The sequence below is a fragment of the Micromonospora sp. DT201 genome (assembly GCF_049841575.1).
Taxonomy (GTDB): Bacteria; Actinomycetota; Actinomycetes; order Mycobacteriales; family Micromonosporaceae; genus Micromonospora.
The window spans coordinates 634532-660665 of sequence record NZ_JBNCKP010000002.1; the positions used below are offsets into that span (position 1 = coordinate 634532).

Genomic DNA, 26134 nt, shown 5'->3' on the forward strand with positions numbered 1-26134 from the left:
GTCAGCAAGTGATCCATCCCGCAGCCAGCGGGTATGGGTGTTCATCGCTGGTCCGCTGGAGTGGGTTGGCGCGCGCTTGCGAGTCCGCATTCAGGCGCCGGTCGGTGCGTCTCCACTCACCGGCGCGAGTGTTCGGTAACAGGAGGACACAGATGTCCGAGACCTTGGCCGCCGACGGCGGCGGGCTTTCCCTTACCGGAAGCAATGTCACCTACGTCGTCATCGCCGCGGTTGTCGCGCTGGTGGCGCTCGGTTTCGCTGCCGCCCTCACAAAAACGGTGCTGGCCGCCGGCAAGGGCACCATCAAAATGCAGGAGATCTCGGGGGCGGTCCAGGAGGGCGCCTCGGCCTACCTGCTCCGCCAATTCCGTACTCTGGCGATCTTCGTCGTCATTGCCGTGGTGCTGCTCTTCCTGCTGCCGGTGCACGACACCGACGGCAGCGAGACCGCGGTGAAGATCGGTCGTTCCCTCTTCTTCGTGCTGGGCGCCCTGTTCAGCGCGTTCATCGGCGGTGCCGGCATGTGGCTGGCCACCCGCGCCAACCTGCGCGTGGCTGCCGCCGCGAGGGAGCGGGAAGGTGGCCGCGAAGCGGCCATGAAGATCGCGTTCCGGACCGGCGGTGTCGTCGGCTTCCTCACCGTCGGCCTCGGCCTCTTCGGTGCGGCGCTGGTCGTCCTGGTCTACCGGGGTGACGCGCCGACCGTGCTGGAGGGCTTCGGCTTCGGTGCCGCGCTGCTCGCGATGTTCATGCGGGTCGGCGGCGGCATCTTCACCAAGGCCGCCGACGTCGGCGCCGACCTGGTCGGAAAGGTCGAGCAGGGCATCCCCGAGGACGACCCGCGCAACGCCGCCACCATCGCCGACAACGTCGGTGACAACGTGGGTGACTGCGCCGGCATGGCCGCCGACCTGTTCGAGTCGTACGCGGTGACGCTTGTCGCCGCGCTGATCCTCGGCCGCGCCGCGTTCGGCGAGGAGGGCCTGGTCTTCCCGCTGATCATCTCCACCATCGGCGTGCTGATCGCGATCGTCGGCGTCTTCATCACCCGGCTGCGCGCGTCCGACCGTAGTGGCCTGACCGCGATCAACCGGGCGTTCTACCTCTCGGCCGTGCTCTCTGCGGTGCTGGTGGCGATCGCCGCCTACGCGTACCTGCCGGCGACCTTCGGCGAGTTCGACGACGGGCTCACCGACGCATCCGGCAACCCGCGGCTGGTGGCCATCGGCGCGGTGGTGATCGGCATCGTGCTGGCCGCCGCGATCCAGGCGCTGACCGGCTACTTCACCGAGACCAACCGGCGACCGGTGCAGGACATCGGCAAGAGTTCGCAGACCGGTGCGGCGACGGTGATCCTGGCCGGCATCAGCATTGGTCTGGAGTCCGCGGTCTACTCGGCGCTGCTGATCGGCGCCGGTGTCTTCGGGGCGTTCCTCCTCGGTGGCAGCTCCATCACGCTGTCGCTGTTCGCGGTGGCACTGGCCGGCACCGGCCTGCTCACCACGGTCGGCGTGATCGTCGCGATGGACACCTTCGGGCCGATCTCCGACAACGCCCAGGGCATCGCCGAGATGTCCGGCGACATCGACGAGCACGGCGCTCGCACGCTGACCGAGTTGGACGCGGTCGGCAACACCACCAAGGCGATCACCAAGGGCATCGCGATCGCCACGGCTGTGCTCGCCGCGACCGCGCTGTTCGGCTCGTACACCGACACGCTCACCACCGCGTACGCGGACGCCGGCGTGGGCGACGTCGGGACGGAGATCCTCAACTCGCTGAACGTGGCGAACCCCCGCAACCTGGTCGGCCTGATCATCGGTGCGGCTGTGGTGTTCCTCTTCTCCGGGCTCGCCATCAACGCGGTGTCCCGCTCGGCCGGTGCCGTGGTGATGGAGGTCCGCAGGCAGTTCCGTGAGCTGCCCGGCATCATGGACGGCACCCAGCGCCCGGAGTACGGCAAGGTCGTCGACATCTGCACCCGGGACGCGCAGCGCGAGCTGATGACCCCCGGCCTGCTCGCCATCCTGGCGCCGATCGCGGTCGGCTTCGGCCTCGGGCCCGGCGCACTCGCGGCGTACCTGGCCGGGGCGATCGGTGCCGGCACCTTGATGGCGGTCTTCCTGTCCAACTCCGGTGGAGCCTGGGACAACGCCAAGAAGATGGTCGAGGACGGCGCGTACGGCGGCAAGGGCTCCGAGGCGCACGCTGCCACGGTCATCGGCGACACCGTCGGCGACCCGTTCAAGGACACCGCCGGCCCGGCGATCAACCCGCTGATCAAGGTGATGAACCTGGTCTCGCTGCTGATCGCGCCCGCCGTGGTGGCCTGGAGCGTCGGCGACGACCGTAACGTCGGCCTGCGGGTCGGCATCGCGCTGGTCGCGACGCTGATCATCGTGGCGTCGGTGGTGTTCAGCAAGCGCAAGGGCATCGCGATGTCCGACTCCGACGTCGATGGCAACACCGGCGCGGGCAGCACCGATCACCGGCCGGAGACGGTCAACGCCTGACCCGGCACTGGTTGGGGTCCCCGGTCGACGTCCGCGTCGACCGGGGACCCCGGCCGTCCGGACCGGTGCCACACCTGCCCAAAGGCCGTACGCTGCAACGCATGCGTACGTGCCGGGCGTCTGCCGCCGGAAAGCTCACGGTGCTCCTGGCCACGATCGTCGTCGCCGTTGCCGGCTGCGGCGGGGGCCCCAGCCCACGGGCCTGGGCGGCCTCGGTCTGCGGGGCGCTCACCCCGTGGCGGTCCGAGATCAGCAAGTTGACAAGCAGCACGGACGAGCAGATGTCCGCTCAGACCACGCCGGCGCAGGCCAAGGAGAACCTGGTGCGGCTCTTCGGTGGGGCAGAGCAGGCCAGCGAGGCCGCGCGCCACAAGGTCGAGCAGGCTGGCGTCCCGGAGACCGACAACGGTGAGGCCATCTCTGCCGGTTTCCGCAGCTCACTGGGGAAGATGCGGGACGCCTACGGCCGCGCCCGGGACACCATCGACGGGTTGGGCGTCGGCGAACCGACCGTCTTCTATGACGGCGTCCGGGCCGCGGTGGCAACCCTCAACACGGAGTACGACGCCAGCGCGTTGGACACCAGCAAGCTCAACTCCGAGGAGCTGAAACAGGCCTTCGACGAGGTGCCGGAGTGTCGCTGAGCGGGCTCGGCGATTCCCCGGCGGCGCAGCCACCGGCGCTGTTTCCCGCCCCCGAGCCCGGCGAGCCGACACCAGGCACATCGACATCCGGCACCGTGCGGCGCCGTGCTGGGTCGGCTCAGCCCGGCCCAGCGCAGACCGAAGACGCAGGCCGGCAGCTTGTCTTCTTCGGTGCGGAGGCGGCCGAACCGACGGTCGCGGACCTGGCCGGGCTACTCGCCGGGCCCGGCGAGGTGGTGCGCATGGGCGGCACCGCCCGTCTCTCGGTGCAGGTGGACGCCGCGTGGCGGGTGCATGTGCTCGTCGCCGAACTGGCGTCGCGCGGGTTGGCGGCGAACTGGGAGCCGACCGAGGGCGAGCGACACGCCGTGCGTACGTCGTACACGCGGGTTTTGAAGCCGCTCGCGGCGGCCTGGCTGCACGGGCAGGCGAAACGCCCGCCGGCCACCTTTCACCTGACCGGCCGGCGGCTGCGGTTGTGGCTCGCCGCCGCCGGGACGCCGGAGCCACCCGGCGGCTTCCTGTTGCGGCTCGGTGTGGACGACGCGGAATGCTGGGAGCCGATCGGGGTCGCGCTGGCCGCGGCCGGGCTCGCTGGCACGCTGGTCAGCCCAGGTGAGGGCGGCCCGGCGTACCGGATCACCGGCCGGCGACGGTTGGGCCGGCTCGCCGAGTTGGTCGGCGGAGCGCCTCCGACGGCACCTGCCGACGCGTGGCCGACGCGACCCTGAACCGGTCATTTCGCCCAGGTCGTCGACCCCGCCGGGGTGACGGTCGGGTGTCCGGTGCCGGACAGCCGGCGGGACGATCCGGGCGGAAAACGGGCGGGTCGGACCTCGGCCGTGGGTCCGCCATCGTCACAGTGACCCGCTTCGAGCCCTACCCACGGTGTACGGTGGCGCCGTCCGGCACTGCCGAGCGCGGCGGGGCGGGAGTTGACCGCCGTGCCGGAGCGGTTTGCGGCCCGCGAAACCCGAAACGCAGGCGGCGCGTTACGTTGGACATCCGGACCGCCGGTGCGACGGCGGGGTCGAATACGGTCGCTGTCCGGGCGCCGGCAGGCCACGAGCAGGAGTGAGGTCGGGGAGAGACGTGCCGAGCAAAGCTGGAACCACCCGTCTGGTCATCGTCGAGTCACCGGCGAAGGCCAAGACGATCTCGGGCTACCTTGGCCCGGGGTACGTCGTGGAGGCCAGCTTCGGTCACGTCCGCGACCTGCCGCGCAACGCCGCCGACGTGCCGGCCAAGTACAAGGGCGAACCCTGGGCCCGGCTCGGGGTGGACGTGGACAACGGCTTCCACGCGCTCTACGTCGTCTCCGCCGACCGCAAGCAGCAGATCAGCAAGCTGATAAAGCTGGCCAAGGAAGTCGACGAAATCCTCCTGGCGACGGATGAGGACCGCGAGGGCGAGGCGATCGCCTGGCACCTGGTCGAGACGCTCAAGCCGAAGGTCCCGGTCAAGCGGATGGTCTTCCACGAGATCACCAAGCCGGCGATCCAGGCGGCCGTGGCCAACCCGCGGGAGATCGACCGCGACCTGGTCGACGCCCAGGAGGCCCGGCGGATCCTCGATCGGCTCTACGGCTACGAGGTCTCCCCGGTGCTGTGGAAGAAGGTCATGCCGAGGCTCTCGGCCGGCCGGGTGCAGTCGGTGGCGACCCGCATCGTGGTCGAGCGGGAGCGGCAGCGGATGGCCTTCCGCACCGCCGAATACTGGGACATCCTGGCCACCCTCGCAGTGGCCAACGCCGGCGAGGGCCCGCGTGCCTTCAACGCGACCCTGATCGCCCTGAACGGCGACCGGATCGCCACCGGTAAGGACTTCGAACCGACCACGGGTCGGGTGAAGCCCGGTGCCGGTGTCGTGCACCTGGACGAGAGTGGTGCCCGGGGTCTCGCGGCCCGACTCGAGGGACGGCCGTTCACCGTCACCCGGGTCGAGGAGAAGCCCTACCGTCGCCGCCCGTACGCGCCGTTCATCACCTCGACCCTGCAGCAGGAGGCGGCCCGCAAGCTGCGCCTGTCGTCGCAGCAGACGATGCGCACCGCGCAGCGCCTGTACGAGAACGGCTACATCACCTATATGCGTACCGACTCGGTGAACCTGTCGGAGACCGCCATCTCGGCGGCCCGTCGGCAGATCGTCGAGCTGTACGGCGAGCGCAGCGTGCCGCCGGAGCCGCGCCGCTACACCGGCAAGGTGAAGAACGCGCAGGAGGCGCACGAGGCGATCCGCCCAGCGGGGGACAACTTCCGCACCCCGGGCGAGGTGGCCAAGGAGCTGTCCGCGGAGGAGTTCAAGCTCTACGAGCTGATCTGGCGACGCACCATCGCCTCGCAGATGACCGACGCGGTCGGCTCCAGCGTCTCGGTGCGCATCCGCGCGGTCTCCACCTCCTCGGAGGAAGCCGACTTCGGCGCCTCCGGTAAGACCATCACGGACCCGGGCTTCCTTCGTGCGTACGTCGAGTCCAGCGACGACGAGAACGCCGAGGCCGAGGACGCCGAGCGCCGGCTGCCGACCCTGGTCAAGGACCAGCCGCTGACCGCCGACGAGTTGGCCGCGCAGGGCCACCACACCCAGCCGCCGTCGCGCTACACGGAGGCGTCGCTGGTCAAGGCCCTGGAAGAGCTGGGCATCGGTCGCCCGTCCACCTACGCGTCGATCATGCAGACGATCCAGGACCGGGGGTACGTCACCAAGCGCGGCCAGGCGATGATCCCGACCTTCCTGGCCTTCGCGGTGATCGGGCTGATGGAGCGGCACTACCCGCGCCTGATCGACTACGACTTCACCGCCACCATGGAAAACGAGCTGGACGAGATCGCCGGCGGTGACCACGCTGCGGTCGACTTCCTCACCGCGTTCTACTTCGGCAGCTCCAACGGTGCCGGTGACCAGGACATCGCCCGTTCCGGCGGGCTCAAGAAGCTGGTCACCGAGAACCTCAGCGACATCGACGCCCGCAGCGTCAACTCCATCCCGCTCTTCACCGACGACGACGGCCGCGAGGTCGTCGTGCGGGTCGGCCGGTATGGGCCGTACCTGCAGCGGGAGTTGCCCGGTGGCGAGCAGCCGACACCGGCTGCCGAGGGCGAGGAGGGCGGCACCCAGGGCGACCGGGCGCCGATCCCCGAGGGCCTGGCCCCGGACGAGCTGACCCCGGAGAAGGTGCACGAGCTGTTCCTCGGCGGCAGCGGCGAGCGCAAGCTCGGCGACGACCCCGCGACCGGCGAGCCGATCGTGCTCAAGTCCGGCCGGTTCGGCCCGTACGTGTCCAGCGGCGAGCGGAAGTCGTCGCTGCTGCGTACGCAGACACCGGACTCGCTGACTCTGGAGGAGGCGCTCAAGCTGCTCAGCCTCCCCCGGCTGGTCGGTGTCGCGCCGGACGGCGTCGAGATCTTCGCCAACAACGGTCGCTACGGCCCGTACGTCAAGCGGGGCGAGGAGTTCCGTTCGCTCGAGTCCGAAGACCAGATGTTCACGGTGGGCCTGGACGAGGCGCTGGCTCTGCTTGCCGCCCCGAAGGCCCGGGGACGGCGGGCCGCGGCACCGCCGCTGCGTGAGATGGGCGTCGACCCGGCGACCGAGAAGCCGCTGGTGATCAAGGACGGGCGGTTCGGCCCGTACGTCACCGACGGGGAGGTCAACGCGTCGCTGCGGCGCGGGCAGACCCCGGAGGCGCTGACCATCGAGGAAGCGTCCGAGATGTTGGCCGAGAAGCGGGCGAAGGGGCCGGCGCCGCGTAAGAAGGCGGCGGCGAAGAAGGCTCCCGCGAAGAAGGCTCCCGCGAAGAAGACGGCCGCGGCCACCAAGAAGACGGCCGCAGCCACCAAGTCCACCGCCGCGAAGAAGACCACGCCAGCCAAGGCGACCACAGCCAAGGCGACCACAGCCAAGGCGACGCCAACCAAGAAGGCCGCCCCCCGCAAGGCCGCGTCGAGCACGGAGTAGCCCCGACCCAACGAGATCTTGGAAGGAATCCGCCCCTCCAGGGGCACTTTCCTTCCAAGATCTCGGCGCTTATCCACAGGGGCGGCCGGCTTGGGTGGTCGTGCGGAGACTTGACGGTTATGAGTCTCCGGAGGACGTCGTCGACGGCTGCCTGGGGTCGCCGGCTGCCGAGCGATGACGCGGATGAGCTGACCTGGCTGCTTTTCCACCAGGATGACGTGCTGAGCCTCGACCAGGCGCGGCGGCACCTGTCAGCCAAGGCCATCCGACATCGCGTGGCGGCCGGGATGTGGCGACAGGTTCACCGGGCAGTATTCGTCGCCCACAACGGGCCGGTCAGCGCCGACCAGCTCCGGTGGGCGGCTGTCCTCGCCGCGGGGCCGCAGGCGCTCCTCGGTGGTCTGACCGCAGCACAGGCCGGAGGGCTCCGGGGTTTCCCGGGTCGCCCGGTCCACATTCTGCTGCCCGCTTCCTGCCGGCGTGGGTCGTTGCCACCCGGTGTGTTGGTGCACCGGACGGTGACACTGCGGGATCAGGACGTGCTGGCCGTCGGGCAGCCCCGGCGGACCATGCCGGCTCGGTCGATCGTTGACGCCGCCCAGTGGGCACCCGGTGACCAGGAGGCGCGGGGGATCGTCGCCGCCGCATTCCAACAACGGCTCGTGGCCTCCGACGATCTGCACCAGATCGTCGACCGCCTACCCCGGGTCCGCCGTCGCCGGCTGATCCTGGCCACGGCGTCGGACGCCGTAGGTGGGTCTCACTCGGTGGCGGAGCTGGACTTCCTGGGCCTGATCCGTCGCGCGGGGCTCCCCGAGCCGACGCGGCAGAAAATCCGTTACGACTCGACCGGGCGACGTCGCTACCTGGACGCCTACTTCGAGCAGTGGAGGGTGCACGTCGAGATCGACGGTGGGCAGCATCTCGATCCGCGTGCCTGGTGGGCTGACATGTGCCGTCAGAACGCGCTCTGGGTCGATGGTGATCGCCTGCTGCGCTTCCCGGCCTGGGCCCTCCGGGCGAAACCGGACGAGGTCCTCACCCAACTCCGCGCCGCCCTGCGAGCCGCAGGCTGGCCAGGCTGATCTTGGAAGGAAGCGGCCCCTCCAGGGGCGCTTTCCCTCCAAGATCTACTACAGAAGCCGTCAGGCGCCGAGGACGTGGGTCAGGTGGGGATTGCTGAAGACGCGATTGGGGTCCAGGCGATCGCGGATGGCCTGGAAGTCCGCGAAGCGGGGGTAGGCCGCAGCCAGCGAGGCGGCATCGCGGTAGTGCAGCTTGCCCCAGTGCGGGCGGCCACCCAGCCCGGTGGCCACCTCCTCAAAGGCCCGGAAGTACGGCTCGTACGGCATGCCGACGTACTGGTGCACGGCGATGTAGGCGTTGTCCCGCCCGTAGCCGTGCGAGAGCCAGATGTCGTCGGCGGCGGTGAATCGCACCTCCACCGGAAAGAGCACCTTGAACGGCAGCCCGTCCACGATCCGCTGGAGCGCGGCGAGCGCCTCGGGCAGCGCCTCACGGGGCAGGCCGTACTCCATCTCCACGAAGCGGACCCGGCGCGGAGTGCAGAAGACCCGGTCGGAGCGGCCGGTGTACTGGCGTTCGGTGAGGGCGCGGACGGAGACCGCACTGATCCGTGGGGCCAGCGCCGGCACGGTCCGGCCGAGTCGGCAGGCACCCGCGAAGACGGTGTTGGCGAGGAAGTCGTCGTCCAACCAGCCGCGCCAATGGGACAGTGGCCGGTCGTTGGTGGGTACCCGGTCGTTGGTCTTGACCTGGACCCGCGTGGTGTACGGGAACCAGTAGAACTCGATGTGGTCGTGTCCGGCGATCAGCGCGGGCAGGTCGCCGAGCACGTCGGCCAACTCGGCCGGGCGTTCGTGGGCGTGCAGCACGAAGGCGTCCACGCAGCGCAGGGTCACCTCGACCAGGACGCCGAGCGCGCCGAGTGACACCCGAGCGGCGGTGAGGATGTCCGGATGCTCGTCGGCCGAACAGTGCAGCACCTCGCCGGAGCCGGTGACCAGGGTGATCGCCTCGACGAAGGTGGACAGGCATCCGTAGCCGGCTCCGGTGCCGTGGGTGCCCGTGGAGATCGCTCCCGCGACGGTCTGCGCGTCGATGTCACCGAGGTTGGGCAGCGCGAGACCGTTCCGTGCGAGCAGGCCGTTGAGTGCGTGCAGGGTCATTCCCGCCGGTACGGTGACCAGCCGGTTCGCGACGTCGACGCTGACCAAGGTCTCCAGCTCGGACAGCTCCATCCGGCGGTCGTCGGCGAGCGCGACGGCGGTGAACGAGTGGCCGCTGCCGATCACGCGGATCCGACCGCCGGCGGCGGCGGCTGATCGGACGGCTTCTGCGACGTCCGTCGGCGAGCCGGGGCGCAGGATCGCGGTGGCGCTGCCACGCTGGTTGCCGGCCCAGTTGGACCATCTGGCGCTGAGCGGTGCGGTGTCGACCATGCGCGCTCCCCATTCATGAATATGAAGTGACTTCATAGCAGGAACGTTGTGGCTGGTAAATACCGCAATACCGCAATTGCGATCCGCTCGTTGTACCGGTAGTCACGGACTCGTGACGTGGAGATATGTTCATCCGTCGAAGGGGGGTGGCGCCGAGTGTCCACACCAGCCGCCACGACCGGGCCGCTGCGCCGCGTTCCGGTGCAGGGTCGAAGTGTCGCGCGGGTGCAGCGCATGTTGGATGCCTGCGCCGAACTCGTCGACGAGGTGGGGTACGAGGGGCTGACCACGACCCTGCTCGCCGAGCGTGCCGAAGTGGCAATCGGGTCGGTCTACCAGTTCTTCCCGGACAAGCGGGCGATCGTGCAGGCGTTGACCCTGCGCACGATGGAGTCCTACCTCCAGCGCCTCGACGAGCGGTTCGCCTCTGACGAGATGACCCACTGGTGGGACGGCGTCGACGCGGGGATCGACGAATACATCACGATGCACCGCACCGTCCCCGGCTTCCGTACTCTGCACTTCGGCGACGTGGTCGACCTGCACCTGCTCGACGAGCAGCGGGACAACAACGGCGTGATCGCCGACCAGTTGGCCCAGGTGCTCACCGAGCGTTTCGGGCTCACCGACGTACCGAAGCTGCGGTTCGTCCTGGAGATCGCGGTCGAGGCGGCGGACGCGCTGATCAAGCTCGCGTTCCGTCGGAAGTCCGACGGCGACGAGCGGGTGCTGCTTGAGGCGAAGGCACTGATCCGGGAGTACCTGCACCGCCAGGTCGACGGCCCGGACAGCGGCCGGTCCACCGCCGAACATGCCGAGGCGGCCCAGCCCGCCTGAGCCGCCCCACCCCGGCCCGGGGCGGGCGGCGACGCCTCAGAGGAATGCCTGTCCCTCACCCCGGTAGGTGGGGACGGTCGCCACGACCTCGTCCCCCTCGACCAGGTGCAGCTCGTTGACCCGTTCACACAGCTCACCAGCCTTGGCGTGCCGGAACCACACCCGGTCGCCGACGCGCAGGGTGGCCGCCGCCGCACCGGACAGCGGGGTCTGCACCTCGCCGGCACCCTCGGTGCCGACCAGCTTCAGCCCGGTCGGTAGCCACGGTCGGGGCAGTCGGCTGTCGGCGGCCGGGCCGGAGGCGATCCAGCCGCCGCCGAGCACCGTCGCCAGCTCCGGCGTCGGCCGGCGGACCACCGCGCAGGCGAAGAACGCCGCCGGGGTGGGCTGCCAGGCGCGGTACGCGTCGAACAGTGTCGGCCCGTACAGGCCCGATCCCGCGGTGATCTCGGTGACCGCGGGATCGGCGCTGGTCGCGGCCATGCTGCCGGTGCCGCCGCCGTTGACGAATTCCAGGTCGGCGTGCTGGCGTACCGCGGCGACCGCCGCGCCCCGGCGGGTCAGTAGTTCGCGGTACGACCTGCGTTGGGCCAGCCGGATCGCGCCAGCCAGCAGCGCCTGCCCCGGCGGCGCGTCGCCCAGGCCGGCGATCTGCGCCTCGTACGACATGAGGCCGACCAGCCGGAAGCCGGCGCGGCGGGTGATGGCGGCGGCAAGCTCGCCGGCCGCCCGGGCGCTGTGCACCGGTGAGCGGCGAACGCCGACGTGCACCCCGCGTACCGGTCGCCAGGAGGCATCCAGGTCCAGGCAGACCCGCAGCTCGGCGCGCTGCCCGGGGGCGCGGACGTCGTCGATCAGGTCGAGTTGCCCGGTGCCGTCGATCATCAGGGTGATCGCGTCGGCGAGCGTCGGGTCGGCGGCCAGCCCGGCGAGCGCCGCGCGGTCCACGCTCGGGTACGCGACCAGAACGTCGTCGCTCACGCCGGCCCGGACCAGCCAGATCGCCTCAGGGAGGGTGAACGCCATCACACCTCGCCAGCCAGGTCGGGCAAGAGCTCGGCTGATCAACCCCCGGGCACGGACCGACTTGCTCGCCAATCGGACCGGCTTGGCGGCGGCGCGCTCGGCCAGGGCGGCCGAGTTGGCGTCGAAGGCGGTGAGATCGACCACCGCGTACGGCGGGTCGAGGTGAGCGGTCGCCCTATCCAGACGATCGCGAAGTTTGTCGCTTTCGATGGCCACGTGAGCACGCTAACTGTCCGACGATGAATGCGAAACACCCTCGCGTACGTCCGGGCTGCGGTCGGTGCCTTCGGCGGCCTAGGCTCAGCGAGCAGGAGAATGTCGCCGGTGGGGCGGCCCCCCACCGGGTCTAGAGTGTTCCACCGGGGGTGCCCAGCGATGGGCCGGCACGTGGAGGTACGGCCATCGAAAGCCAGAACAGCGGCGAGTCGCCCGGCGTGTCGCGCTCGGGGGACCAGTCGGCTAACGCCGCTAACCAGTCCAGCGGCGGTCAGGTCGATCCGTCCGGCTACGCCGCTATTCGCTCGGTGCTGCGCATCCAACCGTTCCGGCGGCTCTGGATCGTGCTCGGCGCGGCGTCCTTCGGCGACTGGCTCGGCCTGCTGGCCACGTCGGTCTTCGCCGCGTCCCAGGTCCAGGGCAGCACCGCGAAGGGTGCGGCCTTCGGTGGCGTCATCGCGATCCGGCTGCTGCCCGCGCTGGTGCTCGGGCCGATCGCCGGTGTGCTGGCCGACCGGTTCGACCGACGCTGGACGATGGTCATCTGCGACCTGCTGCGGTTCGTGCTCTTCGCCTCGATCCCGATCGTGGCGCTGGCTGGCGCCAACGGCGGACTAGTGGTCCTGTGGGCGACCGTCGCCACCTTCCTGATCGAGTCGATCACCCTGATCTGGATCCCGGCCAAGGAGGCCGCGGTCCCCAACCTGATCCCGCGCGCCCGGCTGGAGGCGGCCAACCAGCTCACGCTGATCACCACGTACGGCCTCACCCCGATCCTCGCGGCGCTGGTGGCCGCGGCGCTCGACCGCAGCGTCCGGGCCATTGTTGCCGGCGGCGACCTCGGTTGGGCGGAGCCCGCCCAGCTCGCGCTCTGGGTCAACTCCTTCTCCCGGCTGGCCACCGCCCTCGTGGTGGCGTTCGGGATCAAGGAGATCAGCCAGGCGCAGACCGGCGAACGGCAGCGCACCGAGCAGGGCATGCGGCGCCAGTTCGCCGAGGGCTGGAAGTACATCGGCCAGACCCGGCTCGTCCGCGGCCTGGTGCTCGGCATCTTCGGCGCATTCGCCGGCGGCGGCATCGTGATCGGCACGGCCAAGTTCTTCGCCGCCTCGCTCGGCGCCGGCGACGCCGCCTTCTTCCTGCTCTTCGGCGCCATCTTCATCGGCCTGGCCCTCGGCATCGGTCTCGGCCCGATGGTCGTCAAGGAGATGTCCCGGCGCCGGTGGTTCGGCATGAGCATCGTGCTGGCGAGCGCCGCGGTGATGACCCTCGCCTTCGCCATCCACCTGTCCATGGCGATCGTCGGCGCGATCCTTGTCGGTGCCGGTGCCGGAATGGCCTTCCTGGCCGGCACCACCCTGCTCGGCGGCGAGATCAAGGACGAGGTACGCGGTCGGGTCTTCGCGGTGGTGCAGATCGGCACCCGGCTGGTGCTGATCCTGGCCATCGGGCTGAGCAGCCTGCTGGTCGGCGTCGGAGGCTCCCGCAAGCTGACCATCGCTGACCTCGGCATCTCCGTCTCCTCCACCCGGCTGCTGCTGCTTGCCGCTGGCGCCGCCGGCATCTTCGCCGGGATCAGCGCGTTCGGCCAGATGGACGACAAGAAGGGCGTTCCCGTCCTCGCCGACCTCTGGGGCTCGATCCGGGGCCGTCCGCTGATGCCCTCCGAGCCGTTCGTCTCCGCCGGGCTCTTCGTGGTGTTCGAGGGCGGCGAGGGAGCCGGCAAGTCCACCCAACTGGCCGCGCTCGCCGAGCGGCTGCGCGGCCAGGGCCGCGACGTCGTGGTCACCCGCGAGCCCGGGGCCACCACAGTCGGTCAGCGGATCCGGTCACTGGTGCTGGACACGTCCGGCGACGAAGCGCCCTCGCCACGGGCCGAGGCGCTGCTGTACGCCGCCGACCGGGCACACCACGTGGCCGCCGTGGTCCGGCCCGCGCTGGTCCGGGGCGGCGTGGTCATCAGCGACCGGTACGTCGACTCGTCCCTGGCGTACCAGGGCGCCGGCCGGACCCTGCCCGTCGACGAGGTGTCCTGGCTCTCCTCCTGGGCCACCGGTGGGCTCAAGCCCGACCTGGTGGTGCTGCTGGACGTCGAGCCGCGCACCGGCCTGTCCCGGGTGGCTTCCCGCAACACCGGCACCGACCGGCTGGAGGCCGAGTCGATCGCGTTCCACGAGCGCGTCCGGTACGCCTTCCTCGACCTCGCCGCCGCCGACCCGAAGCGTTACCTGGTCCTCGACGCGTCTCGGCCCGCCGAGACGCTCACCGGGCTGGTGGTCCGGCGTGTCGAGGAGATGCTCGGCAGCCCGGGCGGCATCGTGCACCCTCGGCCGGCACAGGGCCCGGACACCTCGGTGCAGCCTGAGTTATCCGACTCGGAGCTTGTGACGATGGAGCACAAAACCTGATGCCGGACGTCTTCGCCGACCTGGTCGGTCAGGACGAGGCGGTGGCCGAGCTGCGCCGGGCCGCCGCCGCAGCGGCTGTCGTGCTGCGCGTTGGCACGGCCGACCGGGCACCAGCGCTGATCACCGCCGGCCCGGCCAGCGCTGTCGAGTCAGGGCTCGCAATCGGCGAAGCTGCGCCCGGCGGGGTGGATCCGTCCGCCGGGATGACGCATGCCTGGATCTTCACCGGGCCACCCGGCTCCGGCCGCTCGGTCGCCGCACGGGCGTTCGCCGCCGCCCTGCAGTGCGTGCACGGCACCGGCTGCGGCGAGTGCCCCGGCTGCCGCACCACGATGGGCGGCACCCACGCCGACGTCCGGCTGGTGGTGCCCGAAGGGCTCTCCATCGGTGTCAACGAGATGCGGGCGCTGGTGCTCCGGGCGGCCAGCACCCCGTCCGGCGGGCGCTGGCAGGTGGTGGTCATCGAGGATGCCGACCGGCTCACCGAAGCCGCTGGCAACGCGCTTCTCAAGGCGATCGAGGAGCCTCCGCCGCGTACGGTCTTCCTGCTCTGTGCCCCCTCCACCCACCCGGACGACATCTCGGTGACCATCCGGTCGCGCTGTCGCGTCGTACCCCTGCGGCAGCCGCCGGCCGACGCGGTGGCCGAGGTGCTGGCTCGTCGGGACGGCATCGCGCCCGACGTGGCGCAGTGGGCGGCGGCGGCCGCGCAGGGGCACGTGGGGCGGGCCCGCAGGCTGGCCCGCGACCCGGAGGCCCGCAAACGGCGCGAGGCGGTGCTCGCGGTGCCACGCCGGTTGACCGGCGTCGGCGCGGCGTTCGACGCGGCATCCGCGCTTATCGAAGCAGCCGAGGCGGAAGCCGAGGCGTCAGTCACCGAGGCCGATACGGCCGAACGGGCGGCGCTGGAGACCGCGCTCGGCGCGGGCGGCACCGGGCGGGGTGCGTCCGGCGCGATACGGGGTGCTGCCGGGCAGCTCAAGGAGCTGGAGAAGCGGCAGAAGTCCCGCGCCACCCGGGCCCAGCGAGACGCACTGGACCGGGCGCTGGTCGACCTGGCCGGCTTCTACCGGGACGCGCTCACCATGGCGCTGCGCGCGCCCGTCGCCCCGGTGCACACCGACACGGCCGCACTGGCCGGCGCTGGCGCGCAGAAATGGGACGCCGAGGGGTCGCTGCGCCGGCTGGAAGCCGTGCTCGCCTGCCGGGCGGCGATCGAGGCGAACGTCAAGCCGCGGATCGCGGTCGAGGCGATGATGCTCGCCCTCTGGAAAGGCTGACCCGCAGCTTCCGGCCGTTGTCCACAGCCATCGACACGCCCGATTGCCGTGCGGTACGGTCCGGTGTGCCGTGGTGACGGTGGCGGCACGCTCAGTGAGGGCTCATCCGGGAGGAGTCGGCCGATGCCACGGGGGGAGATCGACGAAGCCTGGATCGAAGAGGCGGTGCGGCGCTACCGTCGGATCGAGTCGCTCCAGGCCGAGTTCGACCAGGCGGTGTCCACCGTCGAGGTGACCGTCCGGTCGCCGGACGGTCTGGTCGAGGTGGTCGTCACCGCCGGTGGGCGGATCACCGACGTCCGGTTCCTCGGCCCGCTGCACAACCGCAGCCCACGAGACGTCGCCGGCTCCGTGCAGGCCGCGGTCACCGCGGCCGCCGACGCCGCCGAGTGGGCTCGGGAAAAGCTGCACAACGAGACGTTCGCTGCCTACCGACCGCTCGCGGGGGCCTGAGATGGACACACTGCGCGCGCTCTCCGCCCGACTGGACGAGGCGAGTGCCACGCTCACCGCCGTTTCCCACACCGTCACCGCCAGCGATCCGGCTCAGGCCGCCTTCGGTGCCGACGCCCCGGGCCGCCCCGGCGAGATCGGTCGCGCGCTGCACCGGCAGTGGATCACCGCCACCGACGACCGGGCCCGGGAGGCCCGCACCGCCGCCGGTCGACTGGCCGCCGCCGCCTCGGCCGTGCGGGAGGCCGCCGACCGCTATGCCGAGGTCGACCAGGCGGCCCGCCGCAGGCTCGCCGGGGAGCCGTGATGGACGCGCTGGACCGGCTCGCCGAGCCCGGCCTCGACCTGCTGCGCCGGGTGGACAAGCTGATCGCCGCTGGCGTCCCCGAGGGGCACCGGGTCTGGCCGCTGCTGCGCCGGATGCAGGTGCTGCCGGGCGACGCGGTCCGCGGCTTCCTCGACCTCCACCCTGCGCCGCTCGCGGGCGCCGGGCACGCGGTGCGCCGGCTCGTCCGGGGGTACGACGACGTCTCCGCCACGCTCACCGACTCGGTGCTCTGGTCCGGCCCGGCCGCCACGGCATACGGGCAACAGCGGGCAGCGCTGCTGCGCCACCTCGACGAAGGGCCGGACAGCTTGGTGGGGCGACTCGAATCCACCGCCGGTTACGCCGACGCGCTCGCCGACTGGGTGGAAGGCAGCCGTCTCGCTCTGGCCCGCACATTGGCCGACGTGCTCCGCTCGGCCGAGGCCGTCGCCGTGGTCGCCGTCACCGCCGCAGGTGTGTCGACGCGCCCCGGGCCGATCGGGCCCGGTGTGGCCGACGCGGCTGAGATCGGCGCGCGGGTGCTGGAGGTGCTCTGCGTCGCGTACGACGGTGCGGAGACGTTGCTGCGACAGTGGGCACCGAGCCTCGCCGAAATTCCGTGGCGGCCGCCGATGGATGGTCGACCCCGTTACGACCAGCCCACCCGGGTCGGCTGGTAGCCGGTCGGGGCGTCCCGTTTTCCGGTTACCCGGCTGCGGTTTCCGCCGATCTCCCGGCTGCGGTTGCCGCTCGTTTGCGGCTGCGGTTGCCGCCTGGACAGGCCACGGCGTCGCCCGCGGGCACCTGACCGGAGTCGGCACCCACGGCGACGCCGTGGTCTTCCCCCTGCACCCCCCGCAGGTCTGCCTCCACTCAACGCCGCCGGGGCGGGCTTTGTCTCCTGTCCAGGCCAGGATTCAACCGTCCGGGCGAGGAGCAACGGCACGACGGGCCGCCCGGCAATAGGTCGAGTCGACGGTCATGGATGGCAGCGGGGCGTAGTCGTCCGACGACGGCGACGCGCCCTTCGGCCCCGGAGCGTCGTAGGGTGGGGGGATGGGGATGCTCTGCGCGGTCAGCTTCAACCGGTACGGGCGCCTCTACTACCTCGACCCGGGTGAGTTGCGTCCGCAGGTGGGCGACAAGGTGCTGGTGCCCACCGACGACGGGCCCGAGGTGGCGGAGTGCGTGTGGGCCGCGCAGTGGGTGACCGAGGAGACCGATGGCTTTCCCCGGCTGGTGGCGCTGGCCGGCGACGACGACCTACGCCGCGACGAGGCGTTGCGTCGCCGTAAGGCCGAGGCCAAGGTGGCCGCGAAACGGCTGATCCGTTCGCACGGCCTGCCGATGAAGGTGGTGGCCGTCGACCATGTGCTCGGCTCCGCCGACGGCGGCGGTGAACGCAGCACCGTGTATTTCACCGCCCCGCACCGGGTGGACTTCCGCTCCCTGGTCCGTGACCTGGGGGCAACCCTGCACTGCCGAGTCGAGCTGCGTCAGCTGTCCGCACGCGATTCGGCGCGGGTGCAGGGCGGCATCGGCTCCTGCGGTCGGGACCTGTGCTGCGCGACGTTCCTCACCGACTTCGAGCCGGTGACCATCCGGATGGCGAAGGATCAGGACCTGCCACTGAACCCGCTGCGCATCTCCGGCGCGTGCGGCCGGTTGATGTGCTGCCTGAAGTACGAGCATCCGCTGTACCAACGCTTTCAGGAGACCGCCCCGGCGGTCGGCAGCCGGGTCTCCACACCGGAGGGCGAAGGCCGGGTCGTCGGCCACAGCGTCCCCCGCGACGCGGTAACGGTCCGGCTCGATGCGGACGGCTCCCGCAACGTCTGCTCGAAGGCATCAGTGTGCGGGAGCCGCAAGGCATATGAAGATCGGTAGGCCGTCTGATCAGACGCGGACCGTGACATGAAGGACCGGTGGTCGGTCGTGTAGGTGTTACGGCGTGACGCCCAGGATGATCGCGATGGTGCCGACCGTGGCCATCAGCAGGCAGGTGCCGGGGTGCATACCGATCGAGATCCGGATGTCGCGCTTGCGCCAGACGAGCCAGACTGCCGGGAACAGGAAGATCATCTTCGACAGGACGGTCCACGGCGACCAGAAGTGGTAGACCGAGAACAGGACCGTGTTGAGCACGGGTGCTCCCCAGCGCAGGTGGGAGATGCGGGGCAGCAGGAAGCCGCGGAAGTAGTACTCCTCGATGAGGGGGAGGGTGAAGCCGGTCAGCGGCAGGCAGATCAGCATCGTGATGACCACCTGCGAGTGTGAGTAACCGTCGATGTAGGTGGTGGCGCTGCCGCCTGCGCCCTCGAAGGGGTACCAGGTGAAGAAGTTGTCGAAGACGAAGTTGTCCAGTGGGACGAGCGCGAGTGACACCACAGTCATCCACACGATGAGGCCGGCGATGATGGCGATGATCTTCCCGCGTCCGATGGGCTTGTCCCGGTAGGACGCCACTGTGCGCAACGTGTAGCGGCCGGTGCGTTTGCGGCCCAACCACAAGAGGCCGAACAGCAGCGGTGCGAGCACGATGACCAGGGCGATCGCCCAGGCGAAGAAGATCGGGTAGTCGATCGCCTTGACGAACGGCTCGGCGAGGAACAGGTAGGCCGCGACGATCAGGGCACCGGGCACGAGGTGCAGCGCGATCGACAGCGGAAGCGAGTGGCGGTCGGCGAGCAGCAGTTCGACCAAGCGGCTCGGGCGGGTGACCTTCTTCGTTGCGGCGGTGCGGGTCAGCGTGTTCTCCATGCCGCAAAGACTGGCTCCGCCTCCTGCCACACGCCTGCCACACGGCTGCCACGGCTCTGACACGCCAAGAAGGCCCGACGTCAGAGCGTTGATCAAGAGGTTTGCGTCAAGAATCAGGCTTGCGCTGACGCAAACCTCTTGATCAACAGGGGTGGGGTGGGTGGGGGTGGGGGTGGGGTTAGTGCAGGACTGTGGGGGGTTCGGGTAGGTGGGGTGTTGGGGTGATTTTGGGAGTTAGCCAGCTTGCGGTGGGGGACTGGTCGGGGTTGACCTGCCAGTCGCGGGATACCCGGTCCACCGCGATCGGGTAGATGGTCAGCGTTCCGTTCGGGTCGATGCGCAACCGGAGGAACGATTTCGAGTCCTCGATGCCCTGCCCGGCGAAGAGTTCGTTGACGTTCACCCCGAACGAGCCCGCCACCAGCAGGTACGCCGCCACCAACTGGCTCGCGACCAGGCCGATCACCGGGCCGTAGAGCACCGCCGCGGCGACCGCCGGCAGCGGCCACGGCCAGTGGTAGAACGGCAACGCCAACCACGCCCAGGTGCCGGCGGCAGCCAGGGCGACATGTGCCACGCCGTGGCCGACGCCGAGAATCCAGTGTCGTGCGTGCCGCTTGCCGCTCGCGCTGGGCGGCTTGGCGAACAGGGCCGCCGCCAGCACCGTCACGAGCACCATCAGCACCAGCGGAACGGTGAACAGTCGCTGGTCGGTGCTGTCGGCCCAGTTCGCCGTCGCACCTGCCATCGCCAGCATCAGCAGGGTGTGCAGGGTGCCGAGCAGCGTGGTGAAGCCGGGGTTGCGCATGGGGAGACGGGGGAAGATGCCCCAGCCGTAGCGCCGGGAGGCGGCCGCGTCGGGATAGCGGGCCACCAGGTCGTACGGCTGGGCGCGGCTGGCCCGCCGGGTCAGCGTGTCCCGCGGCGGCACCTCAATGCGTTCCGGCAGCTTGTGGGTGGGGTAGAGGTACGCTCCGCCGCCGCCGCAGGTGATGAGCTGCCGGTCGGCCCCGGCATAGCGGGCGTAGTGGTGCAGGTCGCCGGAGAGCAACAGCCGCACCTGCGCCCCGGTCGGATCGATGATCGTCCGGATGAAGTAGTCGATCGAGTCGTACGCCGCAGGGTTGTCGGCCGCCTTGACCCAGGTCGGCGCCGGCGCCGCGATGATCACCTTTGAGTCCGGGCCGAGCCGCCGGGCCACCTTGTCAAAGTAGGTGAGCTGCGGGTCGTCCAGGTACGAGCCGGACTGGTCATCCACGCCGAGCAGCCACCAGTTGGCCGGCAACTCCACTGCGAAGTACGACCGCGACTGCCCGGTGCCCCAGCCGGCGAAGTTGCGGTCCCGGGAGCGGACGAACAACCGCAGGAACGCCGTCAGGCCGTCGTACCAGTCGTGGTTGCCCGGCACCGCGAAAAGCGTGGGCTTCTCCGGCGGCGCGGTCGGCAACGCGGCCTGGTAGGGGCCCTTGCACCGGTTCTCGTACTCCTCGTAGGCCGCCGACGGGTACACCTGGTCGCCGCCCATCACCAGGGTCTGCGCCCGAGGCAGCCGGTGCCCGTCCACCGTCAGCTCTGGTTGCGCCAGCAGGTACGCCACCGAGTACGTGGCGTTGAAGCCGTCACCCAGGTCGGCCACGTAGTCGAGCCACAGGCCGCCGTCCGGCCCGACCTGTCGGAAGATGTCGTCGCTGAACGCGTTCTGCAACTCACGCTTGTCCAGGTACGCCCCGAAGAGCATCGCCAGCAGCGTCCGGATGCCGGTGCTGATCAGCAGGAACGGTGCCAGCCACGGCACCGGCTTGCGTGGCGTGAAGCCCAACTCCAGCGGGTCGGTGCTGCGCGGCCGATGGGCGGCGCGTTCGCCCACCGACGCACGGTCAGGACGTCCGTTCGACTCGTCCTGGCGCTCGGGGTCGTCGTGTTCGTCACTCACCCGCCGCAGCGTAGTCCCGGCTCCGATCATCTGCTGTCCGGCAAACAGCCAGATGTCCGTTTGGTGAGGGCGGCCGGGTTGGGGGTATCCCGTTCGGTCGGGGGCCGCAGGGGTGCCGTACACTTGCTGATCGTTGCCGCCTTAGCTCAGTCGGCTAGAGCGACGCACTCGTAATGCGTAGGTCGACGGTTCGATTCCGTCAGGCGGCTCGGTAAAGAAGCCCAGGTCATCGACCTGGGCTTCGCCGTTTCCCAAGGTCAATCACACCGCCATCGGTGGTGCCGGTCCGCAGATAGTCCGCACCCCGCGCCGTGAACGCTTCGTCCAGTCGGGTGGCGACCGCGTCCAGGTCGTCCCCGACCAGGCCCGCGTACACGTCCAAGGTCATCGACGCCGACGCGTGCCCGAGCATCCGCTGCACCGCCTTCACATTGGCACCAGCCGCCACGACCAGACTCGCTGCTGTGTGCCGCAGGTCGTGGGGAGTCACACCGGCCAGCCCGACCGACGCCGCAGCCGGCGCGAAGACCCGTAATCGGAAGTTGTGCCCTCCACCAGATCCCCGCCGACCTCCGCGAAGGCCACGGCCACCGTCACCCGACGCCGCAGCAGATCAAGGCGGCCCGCAAGCGGGCCGCGCCGGCCCGGAGATCCGCTCTAACGGATCATGGAGCCGCACGATGACGTCGCGAACGAGCCCTAACCCGACGGCGCCGAGGGGCGGCCTTCGCTCGCCCCGGCCTGCTCGCTACGTTGGCAACGTGACGATTCAGACCGGCCCCGTGAGCGTCGACGCGATGATCGAAGACCTTCGGACACTCGTCAAAGTGGAGTCTCCGTCGCGAGACGTCGAGGCCCTGACGGCATCGGCGAAAGCCGTCGCCGGCGTCATCGAAAACCGCCTCGGCGGGCAGGCCGTCCTGATCGAGATCGAAGCCGGGCCACACGTTCACTGGTCCGCCGGTGGCACACCCAAGGTGCTGATCCTCGGGCACCACGACACGGTGTTTCCGCTCGGCACCCTAGAACGCCGCCCGTTTAGGGTCGCGGACGGGCACGTGACTGGCCCTGGAGTCTTCGACATGCTGGGCGGTCTGGTGCAGGCCATTCATGGCCTGGCGGGGCTCGACGACCACTCGGGCATCGAGATCTTGGTGACCTCCGACGAGGAAAACGGCTCGCGTTCCTCGCGGGCTCTCATCGAGGAACGGGCCCTCGCCTGCGGCGCCGTCCTAGTCTGCGAGGGCTCGGCCGACGGCGGCGCCTTGAAGACGGGGCGCAAGGGCACCGGCGGATTTGAGGTGACGATCAAGGGCGTCGCGTCACACGCGGGCCTTGAGCCCGAAGCCGGAGTCAACGCTCTTATCGAAGCCGCGCACCAGGTGCTGGACATCGCGGCGCTTGGGCGACCCGACATCGGCACGACCGTCACGCCGACCGTCGCCTCGGCTGGAACCGCGGACAACGTAGTGCCCGCCCAGGCGACCATCCTCGTCGACGTCCGTGTCGGGACGGCCGACGAGAAGGAGCGCATCGAAGCCGCATTCGCTGCTCTGACCCCGCACCTCGAAGGAGCGAAGATCTCCGTCCGAGGAGGAATCGGCCGGCCCCCGATGCCGGAGTCAGCGTCTGCCGAGCTGTTCGCGATGGCGAAGCAACTGCTCCCGGACCTCAGCAGCGAGGCGGTTGGGGGCGGAAGCGACGGCAACTTCACCGCCGCCCTCGGCGTGCCGACACTTGACGGACTGGGGGCGGTCGGTGGCGGGGCGCACGCCGACCACGAGTACCTGGTGATCGACGCCATGGCAGAACGAGCGAACCTCGTCGCCGGCCTGGTGCGCGCGCTTCAGAAGCGGTAGCAGAGGGAGCTTTCCCTCTGGCCACCAAGGAGGCGGCCGGGGCACGTCCCAGCTGGCGTGCGCCGAGGGTTCGCACGTGAACAACGACCTCCATCTCGTGATGCCGCGAGCAATGCGTGGCAAGTGACGGTCCGCATCTAGGCCGTGTATCGAAGTCGGTGGAGGACTTGGTAGGACGCGGCGCGTCGGTGATCGATCAGCGGCGAGGTCTCCGGTGGACGATTTTTCGACCAAGAAGAACCATCAGCACGGAGACCTCGTGATCAGGGTAGCGGTGACGAGGCGGCATGACCTGACCGACGAGCAGCGGGCGGCGCTCGAGCCACTGTTGCCCGTCGGACGCCGATCAGGTCGTCAGCCGACATGGACGAAACGGCAGCTCATCGACGGTATCCGGTGGCGGGTCCGGGTCGGCTCCCCGTGGCGTGATGTGCCGGACTGTCATGGATCCTGGGCGGCGGCGTATGCCGTGTTCCGCCGCTGGCAGCGCGATGGGACGTGGGCGCGGATCCTGAGCGCATTGCAGGCTGTCGCCGACGCTGCTGGCCGGATCGTGTGCGACGTGTCGGTCGACTCGACGACCGCTCGCGCACACCAGCATGCCGCCGGGGCGCGTCAAAAGGGGATCTGCAGGCCGAGCCACCCGGCGGGGTGCGTGAGGAACCAGCCGATCATGCGTTGGGTCGCTCCCGCGGCGGGCTGACCACGAAACTGCATCTGGGCCGCGAACAGGGCCAGAAACCGTTGTCGATCGTGCTGACTGTCGGGCAGCGCGGGTGACAGCCCGCAGTTCGTGCCGGTCCTGGAAGGTATCCGGGTGCCGCGATTGGGCGCGGGCCGGCCGCGGGTGCGCCCGGACCGGGTGCTGGCCGACAAGGCGTACACGTCGCGGGCGAACCGCCGCTACCTACGTCGGCGCGGCATCGCAGCGACGATCCCGAGCAAGACCGACCAGGACGCCCACCGACGCAAGCGCGGGTCGAAGGGCGGTCGGCCACCGGCGTTCGACCCGCGCCTGTACAAGCAGCGTCATGCCGTGGAGTACGGCATCAACCGGCTCAAACGCAACCGTGCGGTCGCCACCCGGTTCGACAAACTCGCCGTGCGCTACGAAGCCACTGTGCACATCGCCGCGATCAACGAGTGGCTGTAACGCACAACGGTGCACGGCCTAGTCGATCTTGGAACTGTTGAGCCCTTGGTCGGTCCAGGCAACACCCTTGTTGCGGCACAGGCAGAAGGGGTGGCCGATGGGGTCGGTGTAGACGCGCCAGCCGTAGCCGTCGGGGCGGATGGAGTCCTGCTGCAGGGTCGCGCCGAGGGCCAGGATGCGGCTGTGTTCGGCCTCGATGTCATCGACTTCGAAGTCGAGGTGGAACTGCTTGGGGTGCTCGCTGTCGGGCCACTGCGGGGCGCGGTAGCTCTCCACCCAGATGAAGGCCAGCTCGATCTCGCCGAACTGGATACCGGCCCAGCTTTCGTCGCTGCTCTCCTTGACCGGGCGACCCGTCACCTCGGAGTAGAAGGCCGCCAGCTTCATCGTGTCTGGGCAGTCGATGATGAAATCGGTGAGTTGTAGCATCCGGTGATCTTGCCACAAGCTCAATAAGCCGGACTTTGAGACAGGTCCTAGCGCCAAGCCGCTCCAGGCCGTCGCCAGGCCGTCGAAGGCCAGACAAGGTCGGCCAACGATGACCATTGGCGACGACGTGTGCGCATGTAGCGCAGCGTGAGCGAGCAGGTGACCTGCGGTGGATCGATTGCCTTACCTGTAGTTGTTGTACTGGAGGTGGGGATATCCGAGAACCATCGCAGCTATTCGGCGACGCGCAGTACCAGGGATCCTGTCCCGCTGGTTCGCGTCGCGTTGATCGTCCAGCAACCGGCGGTGGGGAAGACCCAGCCGGTGCCCCACTCGTCGCCCGGCCGATTCCAGTTGCTGCCCTGATAGCCATGCGGTTCGACCCAGGCGGGCTGGACCACTTTTCCGTCGGGACCTGTGGCGCTGATCGCGAAGTCGCCACTGCCGGTCATGCGCCAGGCCACCTTGAGCTCCTTGCCGGCCACCAGCACAGGCTCCGTTGGAAACGGCAACGCCCACAGCGTTGCGCCGTCACCGGTGCCCTGCCGGTCCTGGGGCATACCGGGCCCGGCCAACTGGGCGGTCGGCGGGCAACCCGAGGGGGTAGGCGGCGCAGGCTCAGCTACCTGCCGTTGTCCAGAGACGGACGCCTGGGGTGAGGGCTCGGATGGGGTCTTGGGTGTGGAGTCGCACCCGGCCACCACGATCACTGAGATCAGACCAAACCACCGGATTCGGAAGGAACCTGACGCCATAGACGACCCTATCGCCGATCTGCTGAGGGCGTGGTCCCCAAAGCCGTCAGGTGTTCCAGTAGGGCGCTCCACCTTGTCGCCCTGGCCCTGGCCCGCTCCACGGTGTGTGGGTCGGCGGCAGACGGGATGGCAGCAGCGTCGGGAGGCTCGTGCGCTTGTTGCGTACCCTGCTGCCTAGCGGACCGGATAGTGGAGGCTCGATGGTTGCCAGCGACCTGGTTAGGGTGAAGCCATGAAGTCGATCAGGAAGTTCCAGGTCACTTTCGACTGCAAGGAGCCTGGGCGCGTCGCTCGATTCTGGTGCGAGGTGTTGGGGTACGTCTTGCCGCCACCACCGAAGGGGTTTGCCAGCTGGGAGGACTACAACCTCGCCCTGCCGTCCGAGCAGCGGGACGCATGGTCGGCCTGCATCGACCCCACCGGCGTCGGCCCGCGACTGTTCTTTCAGCGCGTCCCAGAAGGCAAAGTCGTAAAAAATCGGCTGCATCTCGATGTGCGGGCCGGCGCCGGGCTCGTGGGCGCCGAGCGTCTGGCCGTACTTGAGGCCGAAGGCGCACGGTTGATCGCGCTCGGCGCGACACCCGTGCTGCTGCAGCATGCCGATGAGGAAAACGAGTCGTGCTACACGCTGCAGGACATCGAAGGCAACGAGTTCTGCCTCGACTGAGTGCCGCACATGCCGGCTTCGCAGTGTGAGCAGTCCGCATCTGGTCCGCAAGAGGTCGGCGGACGGCGGGGGAGTGGTGTGAGATGTTGAGAGGTGTTTCCGCTGGTAGACCGCCGGGTGCCCAGGTCGGTGGGACAGGCAGTTTGATCGCGTAATGCGTAGGTCGACGGTTCGATTCCGTCAGGCGGCTCGGTAAAGAAGCGCAGGTCATTGGCCTGGGCTTCGCCGTTTCCCGAGGTCAATCACACCGCCATCGGTGGTGCCGGTCCGCAGAGGCCGTGACAGCGAGGTATCAACTCCATATCGCCGATCTGGGGGCATCAGAGGCGCGGGAAACCCCCACATCGGCGTTGTCGTGTCGATCATGATCGTGGCAGCCCGCGATCATGCGGCATGCGGCTAGTACGACAGCCGCCGTTCGTGAGGTGACCTCGGATCCCGCGGGAACGAGGACGGCCACCGCATGATCGTCTGT

20 protein-coding genes, 1 tRNA gene and 2 pseudogenes are annotated in these 26134 nt (G+C 69.8%); 16 read left to right on the forward strand and 7 right to left on the reverse strand.

Going from position 1 to position 26134, the window contains the following annotated elements:
• Positions 1-152 precede the first annotated feature (152 nt).
• The 5 genes from ACLQ28_RS06795 to ACLQ28_RS06815 all read left to right on the forward strand — a co-directional run bounded on the left by ACLQ28_RS06795 (position 153) and on the right by ACLQ28_RS06815 (position 8199).
• On the forward strand, positions 153-2513 hold the full coding sequence (locus ACLQ28_RS06795) for a sodium-translocating pyrophosphatase (protein WP_425685304.1): 2361 nt from the start codon (positions 153-155) through the stop codon (positions 2511-2513).
• A 101-nt stretch (positions 2514-2614) separates the two neighbouring features.
• Positions 2615-3157, forward strand: coding sequence for a hypothetical protein (locus ACLQ28_RS06800; RefSeq protein ID WP_425685305.1), 543 nt, complete (start codon positions 2615-2617; stop codon positions 3155-3157).
• Entirely contained in the window at positions 3148-3888 is a 741-nt protein-coding gene (locus ACLQ28_RS06805; protein WP_425685306.1) for a hypothetical protein, read from the forward strand. The genes ACLQ28_RS06800 and ACLQ28_RS06805 overlap by 10 nt, the downstream gene beginning before the upstream one ends.
• 361 nt (positions 3889-4249) lie before the next feature.
• Positions 4250-7114: a type I DNA topoisomerase gene (gene topA / locus ACLQ28_RS06810; RefSeq protein WP_425685307.1), complete on the forward strand. Its 2865-nt coding sequence runs from the start codon at positions 4250-4252 to the stop codon at positions 7112-7114.
• Positions 7115-7233: 119 nt separating this feature from the next.
• Positions 7234-8199: a DUF559 domain-containing protein gene (locus ACLQ28_RS06815; RefSeq protein WP_425685308.1), complete on the forward strand. Its 966-nt coding sequence runs from the start codon at positions 7234-7236 to the stop codon at positions 8197-8199.
• A 60-nt stretch (positions 8200-8259) separates the two neighbouring features.
• On the opposite strand, the gene ACLQ28_RS06820 is transcribed toward ACLQ28_RS06815, so the two are convergent.
• The gene (locus ACLQ28_RS06820; protein ID WP_425685309.1) at positions 8260-9576 is read right to left on the reverse strand and encodes a D-arabinono-1,4-lactone oxidase; all 1317 of its coding nucleotides are present in this window, start codon (positions 9574-9576) and stop codon (positions 8260-8262) included.
• Positions 9577-9810: 234 nt separating this feature from the next.
• Between ACLQ28_RS06820 and ACLQ28_RS06825 the strand changes: the two genes are divergently transcribed.
• Complete coding sequence (locus ACLQ28_RS06825) at positions 9811-10413, forward strand: TetR family transcriptional regulator (RefSeq protein ID WP_425685363.1); 603 nt, start codon at positions 9811-9813, stop codon at positions 10411-10413.
• A gap of 36 nt (positions 10414-10449) precedes the next feature.
• Here the strand turns inward: ACLQ28_RS06825 and ACLQ28_RS06830 are convergent, their stop codons facing one another.
• Complete coding sequence (locus ACLQ28_RS06830) at positions 10450-11655, reverse strand: amino acid deaminase/aldolase (RefSeq protein WP_425685310.1); 1206 nt, start codon at positions 11653-11655, stop codon at positions 10450-10452.
• Between the two features lie 344 nt (positions 11656-11999).
• On the opposite strand from ACLQ28_RS06830, the gene tmk reads away from it, so the two are divergent.
• The 6 genes from tmk (at position 12000) to ACLQ28_RS06860 (ending at position 17990) form a co-directional block, all read left to right on the forward strand.
• Positions 12000-14063 carry a dTMP kinase gene (gene tmk / locus ACLQ28_RS06835; protein ID WP_425685364.1) on the forward strand — a complete coding sequence of 688 codons (2064 nt, stop codon included), beginning with the start codon at positions 12000-12002 and terminating at the stop codon, positions 14061-14063.
• Positions 14063-15343 (forward strand): DNA polymerase III subunit delta', encoded by a 1281-nt coding sequence (locus ACLQ28_RS06840; protein ID WP_425685311.1) that lies wholly within the window; start codon positions 14063-14065, stop codon positions 15341-15343. The genes tmk and ACLQ28_RS06840 overlap by 1 nt, the downstream gene beginning before the upstream one ends.
• Positions 15344-15466: 123 nt before the next feature.
• Complete coding sequence (locus ACLQ28_RS06845) at positions 15467-15796, forward strand: YbaB/EbfC family nucleoid-associated protein (protein WP_425685312.1); 330 nt, start codon at positions 15467-15469, stop codon at positions 15794-15796.
• Between the two features lies 1 nt (position 15797).
• Entirely contained in the window at positions 15798-16103 is a 306-nt protein-coding gene (locus tag ACLQ28_RS06850) for a hypothetical protein (RefSeq protein ID WP_425685313.1), read from the forward strand.
• Positions 16103-16783, forward strand: coding sequence for a hypothetical protein (locus ACLQ28_RS06855; RefSeq protein WP_425685314.1), 681 nt, complete (start codon positions 16103-16105; stop codon positions 16781-16783). Before ACLQ28_RS06850 ends, ACLQ28_RS06855 begins: the two co-directional genes overlap by 1 nt.
• 376 nt (positions 16784-17159) lie before the next feature.
• On the forward strand, positions 17160-17990 hold the full coding sequence (locus ACLQ28_RS06860) for a PSP1 domain-containing protein (RefSeq protein ID WP_425685315.1): 831 nt from the start codon (positions 17160-17162) through the stop codon (positions 17988-17990).
• A 57-nt stretch (positions 17991-18047) separates the two neighbouring features.
• On the opposite strand, the gene ACLQ28_RS06865 is transcribed toward ACLQ28_RS06860, so the two are convergent.
• Together ACLQ28_RS06865 and ACLQ28_RS06870 are read right to left on the reverse strand one after the other, a co-directional pair.
• A complete protein-coding gene (locus tag ACLQ28_RS06865) occupies positions 18048-18863 on the reverse strand; it encodes a CPBP family intramembrane glutamic endopeptidase (RefSeq protein ID WP_425685316.1) in 816 nt (271 codons plus the stop codon).
• Between the two features lie 178 nt (positions 18864-19041).
• Positions 19042-20730, reverse strand: coding sequence for a metallophosphoesterase family protein (locus tag ACLQ28_RS06870; RefSeq protein ID WP_425685365.1), 1689 nt, complete (start codon positions 20728-20730; stop codon positions 19042-19044).
• Between the two features lie 201 nt (positions 20731-20931).
• On the opposite strand from ACLQ28_RS06870, the gene ACLQ28_RS06875 reads away from it, so the two are divergent.
• Positions 20932-21005, forward strand: a tRNA-Thr gene (locus ACLQ28_RS06875).
• A 17-nt stretch (positions 21006-21022) separates the two neighbouring features.
• Here ACLQ28_RS06875 and ACLQ28_RS06880 read toward each other — a convergent pair.
• A pseudogene (locus tag ACLQ28_RS06880) lies at positions 21023-21307 on the reverse strand (tyrosine-type recombinase/integrase); the annotation flags it as partial.
• A gap of 250 nt (positions 21308-21557) precedes the next feature.
• Here ACLQ28_RS06880 and ACLQ28_RS06885 point away from each other — a divergent pair.
• A complete protein-coding gene (locus tag ACLQ28_RS06885) occupies positions 21558-22655 on the forward strand; it encodes a M20 family metallopeptidase (RefSeq protein WP_425685317.1) in 1098 nt (365 codons plus the stop codon).
• A 274-nt stretch (positions 22656-22929) separates the two neighbouring features.
• A pseudogene (locus tag ACLQ28_RS06890) lies at positions 22930-23808 on the forward strand (IS5 family transposase).
• A gap of 18 nt (positions 23809-23826) precedes the next feature.
• Here the strand turns inward: ACLQ28_RS06890 and ACLQ28_RS06895 are convergent.
• Together ACLQ28_RS06895 and ACLQ28_RS06900 are read right to left on the reverse strand one after the other, a co-directional pair.
• Positions 23827-24237, reverse strand: coding sequence for a VOC family protein (locus ACLQ28_RS06895; RefSeq protein ID WP_425685318.1), 411 nt, complete (start codon positions 24235-24237; stop codon positions 23827-23829).
• A gap of 233 nt (positions 24238-24470) precedes the next feature.
• Positions 24471-24722, reverse strand: a complete 252-nt coding sequence (locus ACLQ28_RS06900) for a hypothetical protein (RefSeq protein WP_425685319.1) — start codon at positions 24720-24722, stop codon at positions 24471-24473.
• 502 nt (positions 24723-25224) lie between these two features.
• Here ACLQ28_RS06900 and ACLQ28_RS06905 point away from each other — a divergent pair.
• On the forward strand, positions 25225-25659 hold the full coding sequence (locus ACLQ28_RS06905; protein ID WP_425685320.1) for a VOC family protein: 435 nt from the start codon (positions 25225-25227) through the stop codon (positions 25657-25659).
• Positions 25660-26134: the final 475 nt, after the last annotated feature.